20 protein-coding genes are annotated in these 20,541 nt (G+C 46.5%); 6 read left to right on the forward strand and 14 right to left on the reverse strand.

The genetic code is table 11. The annotated features are described in order from the left end of the window. Positions 1–133 precede the first annotated feature (133 nt). Positions 134–712, reverse strand: coding sequence for a PEP-CTERM sorting domain-containing protein (locus tag MRK00_03180; GenBank protein ID MDR4516380.1), 579 nt, complete (start codon positions 710–712; stop codon positions 134–136). Between the two features lie 358 nt (positions 713–1,070). On the opposite strand from MRK00_03180, the gene MRK00_03185 reads away from it, so the two are divergent. The 3 genes from MRK00_03185 (at position 1,071) to MRK00_03195 (ending at position 2,779) form a co-directional block, all read left to right on the forward strand. Then, entirely contained in the window at positions 1,071–1,505 is a 435-nt protein-coding gene (locus MRK00_03185; protein MDR4516381.1) for a CDP-archaeol synthase, read from the forward strand. Between the two features lie 259 nt (positions 1,506–1,764). Then, entirely contained in the window at positions 1,765–2,121 is a 357-nt protein-coding gene (locus MRK00_03190) for a helix-turn-helix transcriptional regulator (GenBank protein MDR4516382.1), read from the forward strand. 34 nt (positions 2,122–2,155) lie between these two features. Next, positions 2,156–2,779 (forward strand): sulfite exporter TauE/SafE family protein, encoded by a 624-nt coding sequence (locus tag MRK00_03195; protein MDR4516383.1) that lies wholly within the window; start codon positions 2,156–2,158, stop codon positions 2,777–2,779. Positions 2,780–3,261: 482 nt separating this feature from the next. On the opposite strand, the gene MRK00_03200 is transcribed toward MRK00_03195, so the two are convergent. Beyond that, the gene (locus MRK00_03200; GenBank protein MDR4516384.1) at positions 3,262–4,578 is read right to left on the reverse strand and encodes an IS5 family transposase; all 1,317 of its coding nucleotides are present in this window, start codon (positions 4,576–4,578) and stop codon (positions 3,262–3,264) included. A gap of 156 nt (positions 4,579–4,734) precedes the next feature. Between MRK00_03200 and MRK00_03205 the strand changes: the two genes are divergently transcribed. Next, the gene (locus MRK00_03205; GenBank protein MDR4516385.1) at positions 4,735–5,934 is read left to right on the forward strand and encodes an ISNCY family transposase; all 1,200 of its coding nucleotides are present in this window, start codon (positions 4,735–4,737) and stop codon (positions 5,932–5,934) included. Between the two features lie 252 nt (positions 5,935–6,186). Here MRK00_03205 and MRK00_03210 read toward each other — a convergent pair whose 3' ends face one another. Beyond that, positions 6,187–7,857, reverse strand: coding sequence for a dockerin type I domain-containing protein (locus MRK00_03210; GenBank protein ID MDR4516386.1), 1,671 nt, complete (start codon positions 7,855–7,857; stop codon positions 6,187–6,189). 226 nt (positions 7,858–8,083) lie between these two features. Next, a complete protein-coding gene (locus tag MRK00_03215; protein MDR4516387.1) occupies positions 8,084–8,755 on the reverse strand; it encodes a PEP-CTERM sorting domain-containing protein in 672 nt (223 codons plus the stop codon). 352 nt (positions 8,756–9,107) lie between these two features. On the opposite strand from MRK00_03215, the gene crcB reads away from it, so the two are divergent. Beyond that, positions 9,108–9,491, forward strand: a complete 384-nt coding sequence (crcB, locus tag MRK00_03220; protein MDR4516388.1) for a fluoride efflux transporter CrcB — start codon at positions 9,108–9,110, stop codon at positions 9,489–9,491. Positions 9,492–9,615: 124 nt separating this feature from the next. Here crcB and MRK00_03225 read toward each other — a convergent pair whose 3' ends face one another. The 8 genes from MRK00_03225 to MRK00_03260 form a co-directional block, all read right to left on the reverse strand. Next, complete coding sequence (locus MRK00_03225) at positions 9,616–11,742, reverse strand: M3 family metallopeptidase (protein ID MDR4516389.1); 2,127 nt, start codon at positions 11,740–11,742, stop codon at positions 9,616–9,618. A gap of 19 nt (positions 11,743–11,761) precedes the next feature. Next, positions 11,762–13,042, reverse strand: a complete 1,281-nt coding sequence (locus MRK00_03230) for a dihydroorotase (protein MDR4516390.1) — start codon at positions 13,040–13,042, stop codon at positions 11,762–11,764. Between the two features lie 15 nt (positions 13,043–13,057). Then, complete coding sequence (locus MRK00_03235) at positions 13,058–14,017, reverse strand: aspartate carbamoyltransferase catalytic subunit (protein ID MDR4516391.1); 960 nt, start codon at positions 14,015–14,017, stop codon at positions 13,058–13,060. After that, positions 14,014–14,553: a bifunctional pyr operon transcriptional regulator/uracil phosphoribosyltransferase PyrR gene (pyrR, locus tag MRK00_03240; protein MDR4516392.1), complete on the reverse strand. Its 540-nt coding sequence runs from the start codon at positions 14,551–14,553 to the stop codon at positions 14,014–14,016. The genes MRK00_03235 and pyrR overlap by 4 nt, the downstream gene beginning before the upstream one ends. Further along, positions 14,540–15,040: a Holliday junction resolvase RuvX gene (ruvX, locus tag MRK00_03245; GenBank protein ID MDR4516393.1), complete on the reverse strand. Its 501-nt coding sequence runs from the start codon at positions 15,038–15,040 to the stop codon at positions 14,540–14,542. The genes pyrR and ruvX overlap by 14 nt, the downstream gene beginning before the upstream one ends. Before the next feature lie 33 nt (positions 15,041–15,073). Further along, on the reverse strand, positions 15,074–15,634 hold the full coding sequence (locus MRK00_03250) for a YqgE/AlgH family protein (GenBank protein MDR4516394.1): 561 nt from the start codon (positions 15,632–15,634) through the stop codon (positions 15,074–15,076). Positions 15,635–15,698: 64 nt separating this feature from the next. Beyond that, positions 15,699–16,325, reverse strand: coding sequence for a 2-polyprenyl-3-methyl-6-methoxy-1,4-benzoquinone monooxygenase (gene coq7 / locus MRK00_03255; protein MDR4516395.1), 627 nt, complete (start codon positions 16,323–16,325; stop codon positions 15,699–15,701). Between the two features lie 46 nt (positions 16,326–16,371). Further along, positions 16,372–17,724, reverse strand: a complete 1,353-nt coding sequence (locus MRK00_03260) for a (Fe-S)-binding protein (GenBank protein ID MDR4516396.1) — start codon at positions 17,722–17,724, stop codon at positions 16,372–16,374. 241 nt (positions 17,725–17,965) lie between these two features. On the opposite strand from MRK00_03260, the gene MRK00_03265 reads away from it, so the two are divergent. After that, a complete protein-coding gene (locus MRK00_03265; protein MDR4516397.1) occupies positions 17,966–18,427 on the forward strand; it encodes a potassium channel family protein in 462 nt (153 codons plus the stop codon). 106 nt (positions 18,428–18,533) lie between these two features. Here MRK00_03265 and MRK00_03270 read toward each other — a convergent pair whose 3' ends face one another. Together MRK00_03270 and ftsZ are read right to left on the reverse strand one after the other, a co-directional pair. After that, entirely contained in the window at positions 18,534–18,839 is a 306-nt protein-coding gene (locus MRK00_03270) for a hypothetical protein (GenBank protein MDR4516398.1), read from the reverse strand. Between the two features lie 507 nt (positions 18,840–19,346). Further along, positions 19,347–20,498, reverse strand: coding sequence for a cell division protein FtsZ (gene ftsZ / locus MRK00_03275; protein ID MDR4516399.1), 1,152 nt, complete (start codon positions 20,496–20,498; stop codon positions 19,347–19,349). Positions 20,499–20,541 lie beyond the last annotated feature (43 nt).

Here is a 20,541-nt window from a genome sequence, read left to right on the forward strand (position 1 = left end):
ATTGCACAAGCGGTGGCAACAAAAAAACCCCATATAACCTAGTTACTATGGGGTTTTCAATTTTAAGCCAAGCTGACTAACAGTTGTATTTTTATTGTAGTTTAAAGTCAACTGTTGTCTTTAGTTGATCAGCTTAGGCCTTTCTCAGACGGCGGCTTCCGACAAATCCCAACATTCCGAGTCCGATTAACGCAAGAATTGATGGCTCAGGAACAGCATTAGATGAAGACCATGTAAATGTTCCTTGGCCTAAAGAATTTGCTGTAAATGTCCAAGTTCCTTTTGTATCTTCAAAACTCGGATGATGTAATATACCCATACCAGACAGATTAACCTGAGTTGCAGTTTGAACGTCTACATATAACGTATTCAAATCAAAGCTAAAGTCTCCAGTCGTACCCGTAGTTGTCGTCCAAAGTGGAGCAACTGGTGTATTTGGCGGATTAAAGTAAAAATCGTTATGATTAACCGTATCGCCAAATGACAGTCCTTCCGCACTAAAATCGCCTGATGTTGTGCTGACAATGGCATTGCCAATATCAAATCCGTCCGCATTTAAAAGATTTCCCCCGCTTGGGGCGCCTAAACTATCAACAGGGGTATAGTTACCACTTAACCCAATTCCGCCTGAAATTAACGCAGCATTCGCTACACTCGCCATTGATAGACCAACAATTGCTGCTACCGTTGCTTTTAAAACTGTATTTTTCATTATAAAGCACTCCTTAACAATCCAAAATTTAATGAATCAAGATTTAAAAACAACCTAAATCCTAATTCCAGTACCAATTTAATCCGAAATTGAAAATCAGCAACTTCAATTTCTTCAAAACCTCACTTTAATATAAGCAATTCTCGTGCCATATTTACTAATACCTGTTAACACATTGATATATTGGATATTATGCCAGCACACTTTAAAATAAGATATAAATTTTTTATAGAGTGTAAAATTTTTCGACATATTTGCTTTCTTTGAATAATTGCTTTATGTCCAAAACCGCATTTTAATACAATACGCGACTGAATGCATTAATCATTATTTTCCCGGATAACACGGAAAACATCGTATGGATGAATCACTCCCGCACCTTCTCGCACTGGTTATCACAGCAAACGGCGCACCGATAGCACTCCGGTATCTGGCCGGTCATAAAATGGCTTATCCGGTAGATTTTCACATTTATTTTATTGATCAAAAACGGCTTTTCGGAAACACCAAGACCTGGCGCGGGCTGATGGCTTCATTGTTGCTAACCTGTCCGGCAGCGGTGTTGCTCGATTACGATTTAAAAACCGGTTTTTTAATTGCAGCCGGGGCCATGAGTGGCGATCTGCTGTCAAGCTTTATTAAGCGGCGGCTGAATATGCGGCCAAGCTCAATGGCGCCGCTTCTGGATCAAGTCCCGGAATCGTTAATTCCGGCTTTACTTGTGATGCATAGTTTTCATTTAACGGCACATACCATCATTTATCTGGTCATTCTATTTTTTGTGCTTGAATAATACCTGCTCTCCGTATTGTTCTATGAATTGGGAATACGTAAAAAACCTTATTAGAAATACACAGCATCTCTCTCAATAGCCTGCGGTACCGTTTTGGCGATAACCGAATCCACCGGATATGATTGAATTCTTTATGCTGAAAATGTTTACTACGAGTATATCCTGCTTTAAAAAATTGACTGACACAGCACCCGTTGCTTTTGATTTGCAAGCCGAAAAATAAATACGCTATACTAATACTATGAAAGATTCTGGAAAAATGATACAGATTGACCGCATGCGGTCGCCTTGTCCGATTGCCAATGCACTGGAAATTGTGGGCGACAAATGGACATTACTGATCTTGCGCGACGCATTTTCAGGAAAAAATATTTACAGTGAATTTCAGGCTTCACCCGAGGGTATCCCGACCAATATACTGGCGGATCGGTTAAAGCGACTGGTTTCATTCGATATCCTGAAAAAAACACCCTACCAGCAACACCCGGTGCGCTTTTCCTACCATCTGACAGAGAAAGGACGCTCACTTGCCCCGCTACTCAAGGAAATATCGAACTGGGGTTTAACCCATATTTCGCAAACCGATGCAAAAATAAAAATAGATTGGCAAGCTTAATCCCGCAACACCAGGCTTTAGCAAAACCATAACCATGGATTTTTTCATTGTCTGCCTGGCCACAATGGTTGCCTCTGCACTGACATTGTTTTCCGGTTTCGGGCTTGGCACACTGCTGATGCCTGTAATCGCGCTATTCTTCCCGCTCGAAACCGCGATTGCCATGACGGCCATGGTTCATCTGGCAAATAATTTTTTTAAAACCGGTCTGCTCGGAAAACATGCCGACCGGCAAGTACTCCTGCGTTTTGGTCTACCCGCGATTATCGCTGCTTTTGCGGGCGCCACGCTCATGACCTGGCTAAGCGATATCCGCCCCATCTATGAATACCAGGCTTTTGGCAACGCACTTCAGGTTTCGCCACTTAAACTGGTTATCGGACTACTGATTATTTTCTTCGTCACGATCGAATTATCGCCACGCTTCTCAAAAATCGTTTTAGACCGCAAATACCTGTCTGTTGGCGGCATGATCAGCGGTTTTTTCGGCGGACTATCCGGCCATCAGGGTGCATTCCGAAGTATGTTTTTGCTAAAAGCCGGCCTCAGTAAAGAAACATTTATCGCCACCGGAATTGCTATTGCCGTTATGGTTGATTTGTCACGCATGGTGATTTATGGTCTGGACATTTCAATACAACAGAAGCAACTTGAATAGCCGCTGATTACCGCCGCCACGTTCTCTGCCTTCGCTGGCGCATATTTCGGTTCCAAACTACTCAAAAAGGTAACTATTCGCTTTGTTCAGATTATGGTGGCTATTTTACTCGCAACAGTTTCATTGGGCCTGATATCGGGAGTATTGTAGGATACGCCACCTTTATCCCGTACGCTCAACTGGTACCGGAATTCAAATATTGACGGCAGGCTTTAGGGCACCTCTAAAAATTCAGAGTTTTAAACAAGACGAGGCCAGTTTTTGTTGATAGCAAAAAATATTCACGCAGCATAGGGTTGATAGGTAAGGAGATATTTTCTGTGAACAACAAAGTATTGTGACAAAATATGGATATTTAGCGATGCCCTTTAATCAATTTTACTATCTTTATAAGTAGTCAACCCTGAAAAAAGATATTCTGAAAGATCTTAAGCACAATAATTTCAACCAGGGATTCTTTATCTTGTCTGCGAACTTTTTCTTCAGGAATTTCCGGCGGCAATGCTTATTTTTGCCTTATGTTTTGCTGCAAAAAACAGCCAAAAAATGGCCAACAGCCATTGTTTCAGATTCCAGGCGCAAGCAGCCATCAGCAGGTTGATCTGATCACCGATGGCGCCTTTCAAATAGTTTCTTGCCATTCGATAGTCCGATTTCAAGTGGCCGATAATGGGCTCAATAGCTGCACGCCTTCTGCATTGTTTACGCTTCTTGTCTCTCTGGTAGCGACTGTCTCGTTTGAGTGCTTTTCCCGGTAGAATGATTGTTGTTCCATTGACTTCACTTTTGCCACGGTAGCCGCGATCACACACTGCTTGTTTGGCTGTTTTGCCACGCGATGTTTCAACATGCTGAAGTATTTCCGGCAACGTATGGCTGTCATGCAGGTTTTGTTCATGGTTGACCACGCCGACGATGATATTGTTTCGCGCCGTACAGGCGATTGATGCCTTGCTGCCATATTCGTATTGTTTATGGTCTTTTCCTTTGGCAACACAGTAGACCTGTGGTTCATGCAGGGAATAGATTTTGTTTGTGTCTTTGGGTTGCTGTTTCAAAATACGCTCATACAGCAGAAAATCCTGTTGGTAGCGTTCAAACAAGCAGTACTGCGGCAGCTTCCTTCTGAGCTCCCGTATCAAAATGCCCGCAATGGTTCGCAACCGTTTCAGCGCACGCTTGGCCTTGGCTCTTTTCTTGGCATGGCGAAAATGCCGAATATCCAGGCGCAGGGATTTGACTTCCTTGACGAAGGTGCGCCGCTGGGGAATGCCATGCGCTTTGGCAAGCTTGTTCAAGCGATTGATGATTTTGATTGCAAGCTTGCTGTCTGTCGGATAGGTGATGTTCTTTTCCTGTACTGTGGTGTCAATATGAACCGCATCTTCCTGCGCCGCTTTGCCATGCAAACCAACGCTCATCCGGAATATCCGTTCAACACCTTCAGCGCCAATCCGCTTGCGAAAATGAACCAGCTCCGTGCTGTGGCAAGGCAATCTGCGTTGGAATTCTTTCATGCCGCAAAAAGCCTGGTAGTACGGATTGCGCTTCCACTGCAATACTACCGCTTCATCGCTCAAGTTCTCCAGTTGCTTCAGGATCAACAATCCTACCATCAGGCGAATGGGTTTGCTGGGCGCGCCGATGCCTTCGGTGTAATGAACGCTAAACGCTTCGTCAAACACGTGCCAGGGGATAACGGTTGATAGTTTGAGCAACGGATCGGAAGGATCAAGTTGTAATAACAGGTCAGTTTCAAACAAACTGGGTTGATGAAAAGTTTTGCTGGGTGTGAGCATCTATAAATCACCATTTCGACCAGAAACAAGTGCTTATTTTAGCATTTTCTGGTCGTTTTGAACAGCAAAAACCCTGATAATGTAGAGAACAAATAAACTGTCCGGGTATGTAGCAAATGATTTGTCCGGATTATCTTAGTCCCAGGAGGGACAAGGATGAAACGGACAGAATGGCTACAGGAGACACGGAAGATGAGATTTGAGGAAGCCTATGGGAATTATAAAAGTGGGAGTATCACGCAAGACGAAGCAGCAAAGCTGCTTGGTGTATGTGATCGCACATTTCGGCGCTACATGAACAAATACGACGAAGGTGGTCTGGATGCGTTATTGGACAAGCGGCTGACCCAGGCATCGCACCGCTGTGCGCCAGTGGATGAAGTGATGCGTTTAACGGAACAGTATCGCAACCGTTATTCTGGCTGGAATGCCAGGCATTTTCATGCATGGTATTGCAAGGACGGTGGCACACGCAGTTATACGTGGGTTAAGAGCCGGTTACAAGAAGCTGGGTTGATCAAACGTACATCAAAGCGTGGCGCGCATCGAAAACGTCGTGAACGCTCACCACTGACCGGAATGATGATTCATCAGGATGGCAGCACCCATGAATGGGTAGCCAATCAGAAATGGGATTTAATCGTCACTATGGACGATGCAACCAGTGAACATTACTCGATGTTTTTTGTTCAGGAAGAAGGCACTGCCAGCAGCTTCAGAGGCGTTCAGGCGGTGATAGAGAAGCAAGGATTGTTCTGTTCCTTTTATTCAGACCGAGGCAGTCACTACTGGCATACACCAGAGGCTGGTGGCAAAGTAGACAAACATAATCTTACGCAGTTTGGACAAGCCATGAAGCGGCTCGGAATTGAAATGATCGCGGCCTACTCGCCACAGGCGCGTGGACGCAGTGAGCGCATGTTCCGCACCCATCAAGAACGTTTACCCAAGGAACTGGCGCTGGCAGGCATCGCCGACATGGAAACGGCAAACCGTTATCTGCAGGAAGTCTATATGCCTGCTTTTAACGATGAATTCAAGCAGCCTGCTGCGGTAGATGGATCAGCATTTGTACCCTGGATCGGTGGAGAAATTGAGGATTTCCTGTGCGAGCGTCATGAGCGTGTCGTGGGTCATGACAATTGCGTCAGCTTCAACAACTTGAAGCTGCAAATTCCTGCCAATCAACATCGGTGTCATTACGTGAAGGCCAAGGTGACAGTACTGCGCTATCCCGACGGCAAGTTAGCGATCTTGCATGGGCCGCGGAAAATTGCCCAGTACGATAAAGCAGGCCAGGAAATAAAACATGATGAAAAGCTGTTGCGTAAATCCGCCGCCACAGCTTCGCAATGAACATCGAGAGGAGTTCACTGCGTTTAATTGCAAAGCGGACAGTTTATTTGCTATAAAACCGGACAATTCTATTTGTTGACAACAGCAAAAACCCTGATAATCGCTATTAATATCATGCACTTGAGGATATTTTAAGGGCCGACTAAGTAAACGCAGCCCGCTGTCGAGGGCGCAAACCACACCCTCGACAATGAAAACATTTTTCGAGTTGTTCTCAGGCTGTCATTCCAAAATAATAAAGCAGATCGATTCTTAATTCTCGGCACAGCGGGGATGATCGCACTCAAGAACCAGCTTGCGCATATCCAGCACCGTGATTCGTCCGTCACCGTCCAGATCCCTCGGGTCCAGATCGCTATAAGCGTTTGTATTCAGGGCATTCCGGAGAATATAGAGATCATTGATATCAACTACGCCATCCCCATTGAGTTCGCCTCGTGGTGCACCTGGAAGAATATAAGTGATAATTAACTGAGAGTAATCCACCATGGTGTCATCGCCGATGATCAAGTTTAATTCGCCATCGCTCAGCATCCCAAGAAGATTCCGGTGCTCATCAGCCCCTCCTGGCCAATGATCTCCTGGCGTCAATTGGGTGTGAATACGCACCGGCACTTTGGCAAGATTAATCTTAAGATCTAAAACTTCTTGCTGCGCAGGCTCACGACCCAAAAGATCTTTTAAGACGATCAGCGGCGAGTATTGTTTTCGCGTACAAGGCGCAGTACATTCGTTGAGTGGATCAAGAACCGATTGATCATAAATAATGCTGTCATTATAGTTCTCGGCTGAACCTTTGGCCCGAAGCTCAAGAGTCGCTGCGGTAATTCGCGCACCTGCTGGAAGTGAGAAGGTGTGCGTAAACCCAACCGGGCGATTTGTGTCGAAACCACCGGGGCCGGCAGTATCCAGGTCGGCTGCGGGATTCTGACCAGGGTCGGTCGCAATATAGTCCAGAACACTCATCACAAAAGCCGATCTGTCCGGCATGTCGGCCGAATCTCCACCGTGGAAATTATCCCTGTCGCCCACAACATCAATTCTTTGTTGAATATGGCGTTTGATTCCGGAGAACCATGCTGGCGCCATTTTCTGATAGGTATCCAGATCTATTGGATGTACGCCATCAGTATAGTCACCAAGGCTTAATGTTGAGCCGACATCGACAAAGCGCAGATTAGTCAATCCGTAATCCGTTATCCTTTGCTGAACAGCCTGATTAAAATTATCTATTTCTAAATTTAGGTTATCCTGCCTGATTGCCAACCATGCCTGGGGATCAGGTTCGCTAACGGGTGGCTGACAGGCTTTAAAAAAATTGACCACGACGCTAATCGGCGGAATTGAAGAAACGAATAATTGCGTTGCAGGAGATTCCCTTAAAATATTTTCAATCAATCCGGTTTTCAACCCGGCTTCGATTTTCAGTAGCCTGTCGGCGAACTCCTCAAACTTTGTCTCAGGATTTGCACTGCAGTAATTATAACCCTGCAAGAAATCATTTGTTCCGGCCATCAAAAGCGCAATATCCGGTGTATATATCTTCCAAGGAGTAATATCCGAGCCTGAAGGAATTCTTAGATTATCAATCGCTGTAATTGTTCGCCCCACACCGCTCTCATGCGCCAGATCATTACATGGATCAGAAGCGTCCTCACTGCTTGATCCGACATAATCGATAAATAATCCGCTATCTGCGAGCAGGCCGCGAAGACCTTCGTCATCTCCTCTATACCCTGGGATTGCTCTAAAACCCAGCGTCAAAGAATCCCCAACAGGCATAATGGTCGTGCGATCACAATCGGCTCGCGCCAACGGTATCCATGCAACGCATGTTAACAAAAATGCTATCAATACAACTTGTAATGCGTGAAAAAAATTGCATATTTTTCTATCTTTGATAAAACTGTATTTGATTAACATTGCAAAACTCTCCTGTTTGATTATTCTTTCTATAAAACAATCTGTTGGCCAAATCAATTTCAGTGACTTTAAATTCCCGCCATTAAGGCTCGCAACAAAAGAAGCTTGCATGAACCGTAAGATTCGCCAGGAAAACACTGAACAATTAGCGCGCCTACGAAAACCGGACGTTAGTTTCTGATTTATCGACACTGATCATCTCAATAAAACCTAAAAAATTAATAAATTAACTGCTCTCGAGCATCGAGGAAAACGATAATTCGCGTGAACGTCGCACAGCGAGCCAACCGAGCAACCCAATTCCAATCAGCGCAATGGTTGCCGGTATCGGCACTACATCAATGGACATGGATGGGTGCGCAACCGGTGTAAGCGCGCCACCGAATGCATCACCAAGAATGATATTATCTGTCCTGAAAATTGAGTGAATTGATGCAACACCACCTGTTGATGGCGCAAAAAGACCGATTGTCGCCAAGGTAAAACTATCGCCTTGCAAATCTTCTAGCAAAGGATCGACACAAAAGACACATGTAATTGCATCAGCTTCCAGTAAGGAGAGCACACCGACATGAAAAACACCTGGCGTGGTTACCGGTTGAACGAGACTGATCGCTTCACCCAAAGCCAAATTGCCCAGCGACGAACCTAATCCCGCAGGTGATACTGGAAGAAGCTGAAAAATGCCCGGATCAAAAACAAAGTCCATCTCCCAGGCGCCAAGCAATGCATTGATGCCATTCGACTGGAGTCCAGACACATTGATATCTACAAATATATTCTCTGGCGTATGTATCTTTGACGGATGAGGGTCAAGATTGATGGAGATGGTAGCGATGGCTTGATTTGCCGATGAAATCACAAAGCAGAACAAAAAAACCCACAATAATCTCTTCATTTTTTCCTCCTAATACACTATGCGAATTGATAAATTGAACAAAACCAAAACCAGCAACCTTGTACTGATGGTCTTTTGCCACTATTATTTAAGTCGCCTGATTTATGAGAAGGTTATCGCAACGCGTTGAGTAAAAAAATACGTACAAATACTTAGGGAAAATCCTTATTCCGAATCCAATTGATTTACGAGCACATGTCGCAATCAAACTGATAAATTGAATCAAGGCAATGCCTCAAGGGATAGGCGAAAGGAGATACTTTGGGCCTTGCTCGGTTGTTAAACAAATTGACCGGCTCACAACACAGATGCTTCAAAATCAAAAAAGTCACAAAAACAACTGGCGCGCAATATGCTGAACACGCTTGCAGCAATCGGCATAGGCGGCGCGCTGGGTGCGATCTCGCGTTACGGCGTCAGTCTGGCTGCATTACATCTGTTCGGACATGGTTTTCCGTGGGGAACATTGATCGTCAATATCGCCGGATCATTTTTAATGGGTGCGTTAATCGCCGTGTTCGCGCATATGTGGCATCCCTCAGAAACCTGGCGATTGTTCCTGGTGACCGGTTTTCTAGGCGGATTCACCACTTTTTCCACATTTTCTCTGGATATTGTCTCGCTTTACGAACGTGGAGAATTATTGACTGCAGGATTATACGCAATGGCTTCTGTTGTACTTTCAATCGGCGCATTATTTGGCGGCTTGGCGTTAATACGGAATTTTGCACCATAGTAATCTAGTCACGAAAACCGGAAAGCGCGGACACAGCAAAAAAAGCGACCGGGCTTGCGCATTAAATAATACCCAGACGCCTATTTCGAAACCCTAACCTGCAATCAGTACAACCACTCCTCGCTTAGATGGCCATCCCATTATGCCGCAACAAGGCTTCCATTTGTGGTTCACGCCCACGAAATGCGACAAATGATTCCATTGCCGGACGGCTGCCGCCCGTAGCGAGAATTTCCTGCCTGAAACGTGAGCCGGTGCCGTTATCCACCACACCGGAATTGCTTTTTTCAGCGTTTTCTTCAAACAGGCCGTAGGCGTCTGCCGATAACACTTCCGCCCACTTATAGCTGTAATAGCCCGCCGCATAACCACCACCAAAGATATGCGCAAAACTGTTGGGAAAACGATTATAGGCGGGCGGGGTAATGACGGCAACTTCCTTGCGCACATCGTCGAGCAACTGCAGAACGGTTTTATCGCCATGCGGATCAAAATCATAGTGCAGATGCATATCGAACAAGGCAAATTCAATCTGCCGCACCATTTGCATGCCGCTCTGGAAATTCTTGGCCGCAAGCATTTTATCGAATAATTCTTTCGGTAAGGATTCGCCGGTGTTGACATGCCGTGACATTTCAGCAAGCACATCCCATTCCCAACAGAAATTTTCCATAAACTGACTGGGCAACTCCACTGCGTCCCATTCCACACCGCCGATACCCGACACATTCAAATCGTCAACCTGGGTCAGCAGGTGATGCAAGCCGTGCCCGAACTCATGAAACAGCACAATCACTTCATTGTGGGTAAACAACGCCGGCCTGTGCTGGCCATCAATAGATACGGGCGGAGAAAAATTACAGGTCAGATAGGCTACCGGTAGTTGTATTGTACTGCCGTGTTGTGCACATTCCACGCGACGACGGGCAATGGCGCCGTCCATCCATGCTCCGCCGCGTTTGCTCGCACGCGCGTATAAATCAACATAAAACCGTCCGATCAATACGCCAGCAACATCAAAAATATCGAACAGTTTGACGTCCGGGTGCCAGTATTGAATTTTATGCTCAAGCTCAATCGAATCTGCCGGAACAATGGAGATACCATAGAGTTTTTCAACCAGTTTAAACATGCCCGGCAAAACCTTATCTTCCGGGAAATACTGTTTGACTTCCTGATCGGAAAAGGCATAACGCGCCTGCCGCAATTTCTCGCTGGCATACGCAATATCCCAAGCCTCGAGCTTTGGCAGATTCAATTCCTTTGCCGCAAATTGTTGCAATTCCTGCAAATCCCTTTCAGCGTATGGTTTGGCCTTTGCCGCCAGTTCTCTGAGAAAATCCAGCACCTGGCTCGGCGATGACGCCATTTTGGTCGCCAGTGAAACTTCCGCGTAATTTTGATAACCCAGCAGTTTTGCCTCTTCCTCACGCAACGCAAGAATGTCATTGATCAATGGCATATTATCCCAACGCTTTTCTCCAGATTGATCATCGGACATATTGAATTCACTGGCACGCGTATAATACGCATGATACATCTTTTCACGTAACGCGCGATTATCGGCGTATTGCTGTATGGGCAGATAAGATGGCATATGGAGGGTAAATTTCCAGCCATTCCTGGATTCTTTCTCGGCCAATTGTCTGGCTGAGTGCAACACATCTTCAGGAATACCTGAAACTTCGTCAGTTTTCTCGACCAGCAATGAAAACGCGTTAGTTGCATCGAGTAAATTATCATTGAATTTTGAAGACAATTCCGACAAGGCTTCTTGAATCTTGAGAAAACGCTGCTTCTTCTCAGGCGGCAATTCTGCGCCGCCCAGACGGAAATCCCTAAGTTCGTTGTCGACAATTTTCTTACGCGCAGGACTGAGCATATCAAATTCGTTACTTGCCCGTAATTGCTTGAATTTTTCGAATAACTGCTGGTCCTGTGACAGTTCCGCACAAAACTGAGTAATCAGGGGCAGGTTTTTGTTGTACATTTCGCGCAATTCGGGTGTATTCATGACCGCATTCAAGTGAGAGATCTGTCCCCAGGCACGCGACAGGCGTTCATTGGCATCGACCATGGGCTGAACAAATGACTGCCAGGTCGGCAGTTGATCATCGTGGCGGATTTTGTCGATAATCGCCTTGTTTTCGTTGAGCAGCGCTTCAATTGCGGGCGTGATATGCGCGGTATTTATTTCATCAAAATGGGGTAGTCCTGAAAAATCAAGTAACGGATTCGATAGCGTATTCATAAATAGACAACTCTTTTTGTTAATGTTCAGATTCGTAGACGATGTGACCATTGACCAGGGTATATCGGACTTTCCCGGGCACTTCCATACCGAGAAACGGGGTATTTTTTCCCTGGCTCAACAGTGTGGTTGCAGATACTTTCCAATATATGTCAGGGTCAAAAACACACAAATCAGCGGCTCCGCCCGGCGACAAATACCCGGCATCAATATTCAATACCTTTGCCGGTTCAGAAGTAATTGCAGCCAGAACGTCCACAAGCGGACGTTTCATTTCCATGCCGTATTTTAATGTCAGCGGCAACAGCAATTCTACACCGGTGGCCCCGACTTCCGACTGGCCAAAAGGCAGCAACTTGGCGTCTTCATCAACCGGCGCATGATCCGAGCAAACCGCATTGATCGTTCCATCCAGCAACCCTTTACGCAGGGCGTCGCGGTCACTGAAACTTCTCAATGGCGGCATCATGTGACAATTGGAATCAAAATAACCGATATCCATATCCGACAAATGAAGATGATTGATGGTCACATCACAGGTAATCGACATGCCCTGCTGCCTCGCTGCACGTACCAATGCAAGTCCTTCAGCACTGGAAATTCGGCACAGATGTATATGGACGTCAATTTCCTTTGCCAGCAGGATGATATTCGAAATGGCTATTGTTTCCGCACAAACCGGTATAGCGGGCAAACCCAGCCGCATTGCCATTTCTCCGTCATGCGCCACACCGTCATAAGCCAGATTTCTGTCTTGCGGACTGAGCCATACACTAAAGCCAAATGTCGATGCATATTGCATCGCCTGCATCAACACTCTCAAGTCGGTAAGAAAACCGTTCGGCTGACCAAACACAATGCAACCGGCATCGTGCAGTTCGGCCATTTCGGTCAAGTGTTCACCGTTTAATCCTTGGGTCAACGCGCCAATAGGATAAACATGCGCCTGATTAAGAATCCTCGCGCGATGCTTGAGCATTTCCACAAGTCCAGGCTCATCAAGCGGCGGATCTGTATCCGGTGGGCAGGCAAAGCTGGTCACACCCCCGGAAATTGTGGCATTCATTTCTGATTCCAGCGTAGCTTTATATTCCAGGCCCGGTTCGCGCAAACGCACCGATAAATCAATCAAACCCGGACAAACCACCAAACCACCTGCATCCAGAACATGGTCAGGGTGAAATGCAGCGGGCAAACTGCCAATTGCCAGTATTTTACCGTTTGCAATATAGACATCCTGAATGGCATCGATACCGCTTTTCGGATCCACCAACCGGCCATTTCTGATATGAATATTCATTTGAATGCGATGCCCCTACACCTGATGACCTGCCAGAATGGACATCACCGCCATTCGCACCGCGATGCCGTATGTAACCTGCGGCAAAATAACCGACTGATTGCCATCGGCGACCATCGAATCAATCTCCACCCCGCGATTCATCGGACCGGGATGCATTACAATCGCATCGGGTTTCGCCAACCTCAATTTTTCCGGTGTCAGCCCATAATTTTTGAAATACTCTTCAGAACTGGGCAAATTCGCACCCTGCATACGCTCTTTCTGCAAGCGTAGCATCATCAACACGTCGATATCGCGTAACCCGGCGTTCATATCATGAAAAACATGCACACCCAGACGCTCCACTTTGCTGGGCAATAAAGTTTTCGGCGCGATTACGCGGACTTCCGGAACACCCAATGTCGTCAACGCATGGATCTGGGAACGCGCCACTCTTGAATGCAGAATATCGCCGACAATCGCAATCTTCAGATTATGAAATTCCTTTTTATAACGGCGAATGGTAAACATATCGAGCAGCGCCTGCGTTGGGTGTGCATGGCGGCCATCACCGGCATTAATGACATGAATACCCGGTTTTGCGTGTTTTGCGATCAAATGTGCGGCGCCACTTTGCACATGCCGAACCACGAACATATCCGCATTCATCGCGGAGAGATTGTCTACGGTATCGAGCAATGTTTCACCCTTGGATTGGGCGGAAACAGCAATATTCAAATTAAAAACATCCGCTGACAGGCGCTTGGCGGCTATTTCAAAGGTTGTCCGGGTTCGGGTGCTGGGCTCAAAAAAAAGGTTGAAAATAGACTTGCCTCTTAACAACGGCACTTTTTTGACATCGCGTTCGGTAACGCCCACAAATGACTCGGCCGTATCCAGGATCTGCAATAAAATCGACGCAGGCAACCCTTCTGTTGTAAGCAAATGCTGCAGCACGCGGTTTTTGTCCAACTGCGGATTCCGGTTGATCATGCCGGCAAATCTTCCTTCCCGTTTGCAATTACTTTTTTATCTTTCAGGCTCAGACTGAATCTCCCGTTATTATCCCGATTAAAAACCAGAATCTTTTCTTTGGGCAACCGCAACTCGGCACCGGTAAACTGCGCGTAAATGGGCAATTCTCTGTCACCGCGATCGACCAGAGCCGCCAGGCTTATCGAAGCCGGTCTACCGTAATCAAATAACTCGTTGATTGCCGCCCGAATGGTTCGTCCGGTTTGCAGTACGTCATCAACCAAAAGAATATGTGCGCCATCAACAGCAAAAGGAATATCTGATGGTTTCACTTGTGCATGCAGTCCGATTTTGTCAAAATCATCGCGATAAAACGAAACGCTGAGCAAACCGAGCGGCGCCATGGGCTGTGTTGCCGAAAGTTCGCGATGCAGGCGCTCGGCCAACCACACGCCGCCCGTATGGATGCCTACCAGTGCAAAACGTTTTTCGCTGTCAGCTTTAATGTGTTCTACCAGCTGTTTGTATAAAATTTCCGCGTCAGGCAGTGGGATATCGCACATGTCGTTCATCGAAAAAAGACTGAAGTATATGCTGTGCGGCGATTTGATCCAAGAACTGTTTCTGTTTCCTACCCGAAACACCCGCCTGGCGCAGCGCCGCACCAGCGGTTTTGGAGGTATAACGCTCGTCCACCAGCAGTACTTTTAAATTAAAACGGCCGGCAAGACGCCGTGCAAACCGTTGACTTAAACGGGTCAATTCATGTTCAGAACCATCCACATGACTGGGCAACCCAACCACCAAAAAAACCGGATCCCAGTTTTCGATCAACACGCTGATCTGGGAAAAGCGCTGGTCATTTTTTTCACTTGCAATGGTCGTCAACGGATGCGCCAATCCTATAACCGTATCTCCGACGGCAACCCCAATTCGCTTTTGACCGAAATCAAAGGCAAGAACCGTGCCTTCAATCGCAAGACCATTTGCTTGATTTGTTGCGGAAGCCAGGTCATTTTGACGTGTAGATTGATCAGTCATTTCACCAAGAATTTCGACCGGATTGACAGCCTATCAAGCATGGCCAACGTCATTTGACAATCGGGTGTAATCGACGCCCAGTAACGCCATCGCTGCCGGCAGCCGCTCTTCGGAAGGCATGTCGAATATGATATCGTTGGTAGCAGGCACAGACAACCACGCATTCTGAGCCATTTCATGTTCAATCTGGCCGGCAGCCCAGCCCGCATAACCCAGCGCCACCAGAATTTGGTCCGGTCCTTCTGCGTTCGCGATGGCTTTTAATATATCCAGCGAAGTCGTAAGCCCCAGTTGCTGATTGATGGTCAATGTGGATTGCCATTGACCAATCGGCTGATGCAACACAAAACCACAATCAACCTGAACCGGCCCCCCAAACAACACCGTTGACTCATTACGCAATGTTTCTCCTGCAGCGATATCCAGTTGTTTAAACAAACCGCCCAGCGACAAATCCATCGGCCGGTTAATGACCAGTCCTAATGCCCCCTGCTCATTATGTTCACAGATATAAGTCACCGTTTTGGTAAAAAAGGAATTCTCCATTGCCGGCATAGCGATCAAGAAATGATGCGTCAGATTGATTTTTTCCATGGCGAATTCATTTTTTCGTCATCAGATACCTGCGATCAGCAGTCCATCCCGGCGGCCCATGCCGTCAAACCCAATATGCCGTTTGAGTCATTACTTTGGAGCTAAGTTTCATTGCAAATTTAACCGGTAAAGGGAGTTCGGCGCCTCCTTGAGATAATGCCATGGTCGCATGACAAGCTTCATCAATCTGCATCTGAGCAACAATGGCACGGCTTTTCACATCATTTTGCGGCAAACGCTGCAAATGTCCCGTCAGATGATCCCCTACCTGTTTCTCGGTCTCGGCCAAAAAACCCAGGTTCCATTTATCGCCCATAAATCCGGCAAGCATACCAATTGCAAAAGAACCGCCATACCACAGAGGATTCAACAGGCTCTTTCGACCACCCAGTTCTTCAATGCGCCGCTCGGTCCATGCCAGATGTTCTGTCTCTTCCCGCGCTGCCTGTACGAGTTTCTGCTGCACCATTTCATTGCGCGCAGTCAGGCCCTGCCCCTGATACAGGGCCTGTGCGCAAACCTCGCCGACATGGTTGATACGCATGAGTGCAGCGGACAAATCTTTTTCCGAAACAGTCAAATCAGGATCCGGCAGGTCGCTGCCCGGAACAGGCCTGGCCGTCTGCGCCGGTGTGAAAAGCGTTCGCAATGCGCTATCAAAACCAATAATCAATTTGTCAAAATTTATCATAGTCGTTTTTTGGATCGTAAAAATAACTCGTGTTCACTACAATACTTTACTGCATTCCCATTTGACGCGCCAGCAATGTAACCGGATGCAACACTTCGATATCGATACCGATTTCACGTAATCGCCCCGCAATATGCATTGCACATCCCACATTTGAGGTCACCAACAATTGCGCACCACTTTGAATTATTGCTTGTATTTTATCATCAAGCAACCTGTCTGCTAATTCTGGCTGCCGGATAAAATATGTACCCGCAGCGCCACAACATTGATCATTATCCGCCAAAACAACCACCTGCGCACCCGGAATAAAATGCAGCAATTGATACGGATAATCCTGATCACCCAAAACATGGCGCAAGCTGCAAGGATCGTGGATCGCTATTTTTTTATCCAAAGGCAAAATGGGCACATCGCTCCAGCATTTTGCAGTCATCAGAAATTTACTGATATCCATGACTTCCGGAAACGTTTCGCACTCCGTACTGACCGTTTTATCCTGCGTACCCGCCATATTGTATTCAGTCAGTTGTACACCGCAACCCGAAGCAAGACTGATGACCGCGAGCAAATCCGGTTCTCCGAAAGCCTGCATGTTTATCCGCTTCAACTGCTCCGCCTTATCGGCATCACCCGCATGCTGATGCAACGCGCCGCAGCAGGTCTGACTTGCGGGCAAACTAACGCCATATCCAAGACGATTCAGAACAAAAATCCCAGCATTCAACGTGGCGGCATCGGCCAAACGCGCAATACACCCCAGAAACAACCCGACCTTGCCTTTTTCTGCTCCGACAGCCGGATATACTGCACGCCAAGTTAGTCTAAAACTGTTTTCTCCGCCTGAATAAGGAAACACAATTGGAGGCAGTTGCATTAACAGTTTATTCACATCGTATCGTTTCCAGAAACTGCTTTTCTTCAGCCAGTTCACCGAATTCAACCAACGCAACAATCCGATTTTCTGAAACAGATAAACCAGCCAGCGCAAACGATCCAGTCGCGCCGGCCGGGCAACCTGTGCTGCCAGCAACTTCAAAACTGGCAGCTGCCCCTGTTGCGCTTCACCATCTGCTTTATTCTGACGCAAATTGAATTGAACCATTTTGCGCGCCTCATCGATAAGCTGTCCGTATGCCACTTCATTTGGACAGACCGACTCACAGGCACGACAGGTTAAACAACGATCCAAATGCGCTACGGCTTTCTCATTGAGCGGAATGCGGCCGCTTACAACGCCATTCATAATGGCTATCCGCCCACGCGGAGAATCCGCCTCTGACCCCAGTAAACGATAAGTCGGGCAGTGCGGCAGACAAAGGCCGCAGGAAACACAGCGATTGGTTTCTTCGAGCAGAAATTTTTCTGAATACCCGGATGATAAATGATCGAAATCCACGATAATTGATCGGCGTTTGGTTACACGATTAAGACAATTGTTCGAAAATTAAATTTAAAGATCTCTATTATTGATGCAATAAAATGAGGGAACCCTGTTCAACCAGAATAAACCACATTCTATCAAGTAATCCCACTTTGAATTCAAGCGTGCAAGTATCAAGAAGCACATCACTCGACAGCTACAAACTGCTAAACTTGACCCGGCAGCAACATAAATACTTCGATAAAAAACATGAATTATGAATGAATATACTGAACACATACATGCTTTATTAATTTCGAGCGCCATCGTCATATTTTGCGTAGTGTTGCATTATGAAGCGTTACGATTGCTAAGCCATTCTGTCGGCATACATGTGCATAAACGAATCGGCGTGCTGGTCGTCATGTTGGGTTTGTTGGCGGCACATGTCTTTGAAATTATCATTTTTGCCCTGGGCTATATGCTCTTGCAGCATCAGTTTGGATTAGGACATATTACCAATCTCGACGAAAACAGTTTTATAGACTACATATACTATTCTTCAGTCGTATATACAACAGTCGGTTTCGGTGATTTGCTACCTGTCGGCGCCACACGTATGCTGAGCGCTGCCGAAGGTTTGGTAGGGCTGGCAATGATAACCTGGTCTGCTTCCTTTACTTTTCTCGCCATGAAACGCTTTTGGCCTCACCCTCTTGAGGAATTAGATTCTCGATAAGGTCCTGTCAATTTCTCGGGTGTTGTCAATGATTGATCGAACAAAATTCAATCAGAACAGTTGTTAAATTACCTCCAGCAAAGCCGGAGGTAATTTAACTATTTTATTAAACGTTACTATCTTCAGTACTGGCAGCATCCGCCATTTCGCTTTGTTTTTCGGCAGCACTTTCAGCCATCCTTGCAGCATTGTCAACCGTACCACTTGCCGCGTTCTGAACCGTACTAGCGGCATTGCTTGCCATCTCGGATACTGCTGCAGTCGCATCCCCTGCAGCTTCCTTTGCATTGCCAACAAAATCTTCAGTTGTATTCGCCACATCCCCCGCTACATCTTTAGCCGAATCAACTACATTGTTAGCTGCATCTTTCGTTCCACCTAGAAAGCCTTTTACCATATCGAAGAATCCCATACCAACCTCCTTTCAATAAAGTTGATCGCCAAACACCTCAACGATTCAATGAATTATACCACTAAATCAAAGCATTATAAGCATAAAAATATGCCAGTTACTACACCATGCTGACCACCCTCGAAATAAGAATACTTTGTTGATTCATAATTGCTTGCCCAATAATTTAAACGTAAAAACAAACAGTTACTATCACAAAATGCATTCTTCAGGTCCCAGAGCCTGCTCGCAATCTGCATGCTTGATAGATACTTTTCTATGTGTCTATCAAGCATGCAGATTAACGCTCTGCCATAACATGTCCTACTATTACATTGCACCTACAAATTGTAATGCCGGGTTCCTTACTGGACCCGCATCAACAAATACAACCGTGAAACAAGTACTGCTTCCGGAGCACTCAACATCACTGCATTTTGTGCTGAAGAGAAGCAAACCCGGCATATAAGCATTGCATGTTTGATTACTCCAGAAACGCACTTTTTCTTGGATAACCTCAGTATACGTCTAGTCCGCCTGCCTTCTCAGAAACGCCGGAATATCCATGGGATCCACCCCGGATTGACGCATAGCAGCCACTGTTGCATCGTTTCTTCTGCCTGTACGTATTACAGCCGGTTCTTCCGATATCAGCAGACCTTCGCGATCATCGGTTCCCGTTCTTGAATGCACGACAGACAGCGGTTTCTTGCCTTGTTGGCTATGAACATTTCCCAGACCGGTTGCAACCATGGTTACACGCAGGTCTTCATTCATACTCTCATCAATGACGGTTCCGATAATGATTGTTGCATCTTCTGCGGTCAATTCCTTAATGGTTCCCATAACCTCATGAACTTCTCTCATTTTTAATGATGAATTTGCGGTGATATTAACTAACACACCCCGTGCACCCGCAAGCGAGATATCCTCAAGCAACGGGCTTGCCACCGCCTGTTCTGCTGAAATCCGCGCGCGATCCACACCGCTTGATATCGCAGAACCCATCATGGCCATGCCCATCTCGGACATCACAGTCCTCACATCTGCAAAATCGACATTCACCAGTCCGGGGCAGTTAATCACTTCTGCAATCCCCGCAACCGCACCATATAGCACATCGTTTGCCGCCCTGAATGCATCCAGCATACTGATATCGTTGCCCAGAACCATCATCAGCTTGTCGTTCGGGATGACAATCAAGGAGTCGACATGCTGAGACAACTCTTCCATCCCCAGTTGTGCCGCTCTGAGGCGCTTTCCTTCAAACTGGAATGGCTTGCTGACAACAGCAACCGTGAGAATACCCATTTCCTTGGCGACTTGCGCCACCACCGGCGCGGCGCCTGTACCTGTTCCACCACCCATACCTGCCGTAACAAACAGCATATCGGAACCTTGAATCAGTTCTGCGATACGATCGCGATCTTCCAATGCGGCTTCACGTCCAATCTCGGGGTTGGCGCCAGCGCCCAAACCTCTGGTAATACCCGATCCCAACTGTAAGATGATATCCGCTTTGGTATTTTTTAATGCCTGCGCATCCGTATTCATGCTGATGAATTCAACACCTTTCATTTCATTCTGAATCATATGATCCACCGCGTTACATCCGCAGCCACCGATACCAATCACTTTGATGATCGCTTCCTGTGTTTCGTTATTCATAATTTCAAACATAATTCCTCTCCTTTATATCAATATGACAAGAACCCTAGAAAAA

The organism is Nitrosomonas sp., assembly GCA_031316255.1.
Lineage (GTDB): Bacteria > Pseudomonadota > Gammaproteobacteria > Burkholderiales > Nitrosomonadaceae > Nitrosomonas.

What these genes read in the sequence shown, in the direction of transcription:
- MRK00_03180 (MDR4516380.1), bottom strand. Translation starts at nt 712, where the DNA reads ATGAAAAATACAGTTTTAAAAGCAACGGTAGCAGCAATTGTTGGTCTA.
- MRK00_03185 (MDR4516381.1), top strand. Translation starts at nt 1,071, where the DNA reads ATGGATGAATCACTCCCGCACCTTCTCGCACTGGTTATCACAGCAAAC.
- MRK00_03190 (MDR4516382.1), top strand. Translation starts at nt 1,765, where the DNA reads ATGATACAGATTGACCGCATGCGGTCGCCTTGTCCGATTGCCAATGCA.
- MRK00_03195 (MDR4516383.1), top strand. Translation starts at nt 2,156, where the DNA reads ATGGATTTTTTCATTGTCTGCCTGGCCACAATGGTTGCCTCTGCACTG.
- MRK00_03200 (MDR4516384.1), bottom strand. Translation starts at nt 4,578, where the DNA reads ATGCTCACACCCAGCAAAACTTTTCATCAACCCAGTTTGTTTGAAACT.
- MRK00_03205 (MDR4516385.1), top strand. Translation starts at nt 4,735, where the DNA reads ATGAAACGGACAGAATGGCTACAGGAGACACGGAAGATGAGATTTGAG.
- MRK00_03210 (MDR4516386.1), bottom strand. Translation starts at nt 7,857, where the DNA reads ATGTTAATCAAATACAGTTTTATCAAAGATAGAAAAATATGCAATTTT.
- MRK00_03215 (MDR4516387.1), bottom strand. Translation starts at nt 8,755, where the DNA reads ATGAAGAGATTATTGTGGGTTTTTTTGTTCTGCTTTGTGATTTCATCG.
- crcB (MDR4516388.1), top strand. Translation starts at nt 9,108, where the DNA reads ATGCTGAACACGCTTGCAGCAATCGGCATAGGCGGCGCGCTGGGTGCG.
- MRK00_03225 (MDR4516389.1), bottom strand. Translation starts at nt 11,742, where the DNA reads ATGAATACGCTATCGAATCCGTTACTTGATTTTTCAGGACTACCCCAT.
- MRK00_03230 (MDR4516390.1), bottom strand. Translation starts at nt 13,042, where the DNA reads ATGAATATTCATATCAGAAATGGCCGGTTGGTGGATCCGAAAAGCGGT.
- MRK00_03235 (MDR4516391.1), bottom strand. Translation starts at nt 14,017, where the DNA reads ATGATCAACCGGAATCCGCAGTTGGACAAAAACCGCGTGCTGCAGCAT.
- ruvX (MDR4516393.1), bottom strand. Translation starts at nt 15,040, where the DNA reads ATGACTGATCAATCTACACGTCAAAATGACCTGGCTTCCGCAACAAAT.
- MRK00_03250 (MDR4516394.1), bottom strand. Translation starts at nt 15,634, where the DNA reads ATGGAAAAAATCAATCTGACGCATCATTTCTTGATCGCTATGCCGGCA.
- coq7 (MDR4516395.1), bottom strand. Translation starts at nt 16,325, where the DNA reads ATGATAAATTTTGACAAATTGATTATTGGTTTTGATAGCGCATTGCGA.
- MRK00_03265 (MDR4516397.1), top strand. Translation starts at nt 17,966, where the DNA reads ATGAATGAATATACTGAACACATACATGCTTTATTAATTTCGAGCGCC.
- MRK00_03270 (MDR4516398.1), bottom strand. Translation starts at nt 18,839, where the DNA reads ATGGGATTCTTCGATATGGTAAAAGGCTTTCTAGGTGGAACGAAAGAT.
- ftsZ (MDR4516399.1), bottom strand. Translation starts at nt 20,498, where the DNA reads ATGTTTGAAATTATGAATAACGAAACACAGGAAGCGATCATCAAAGTG.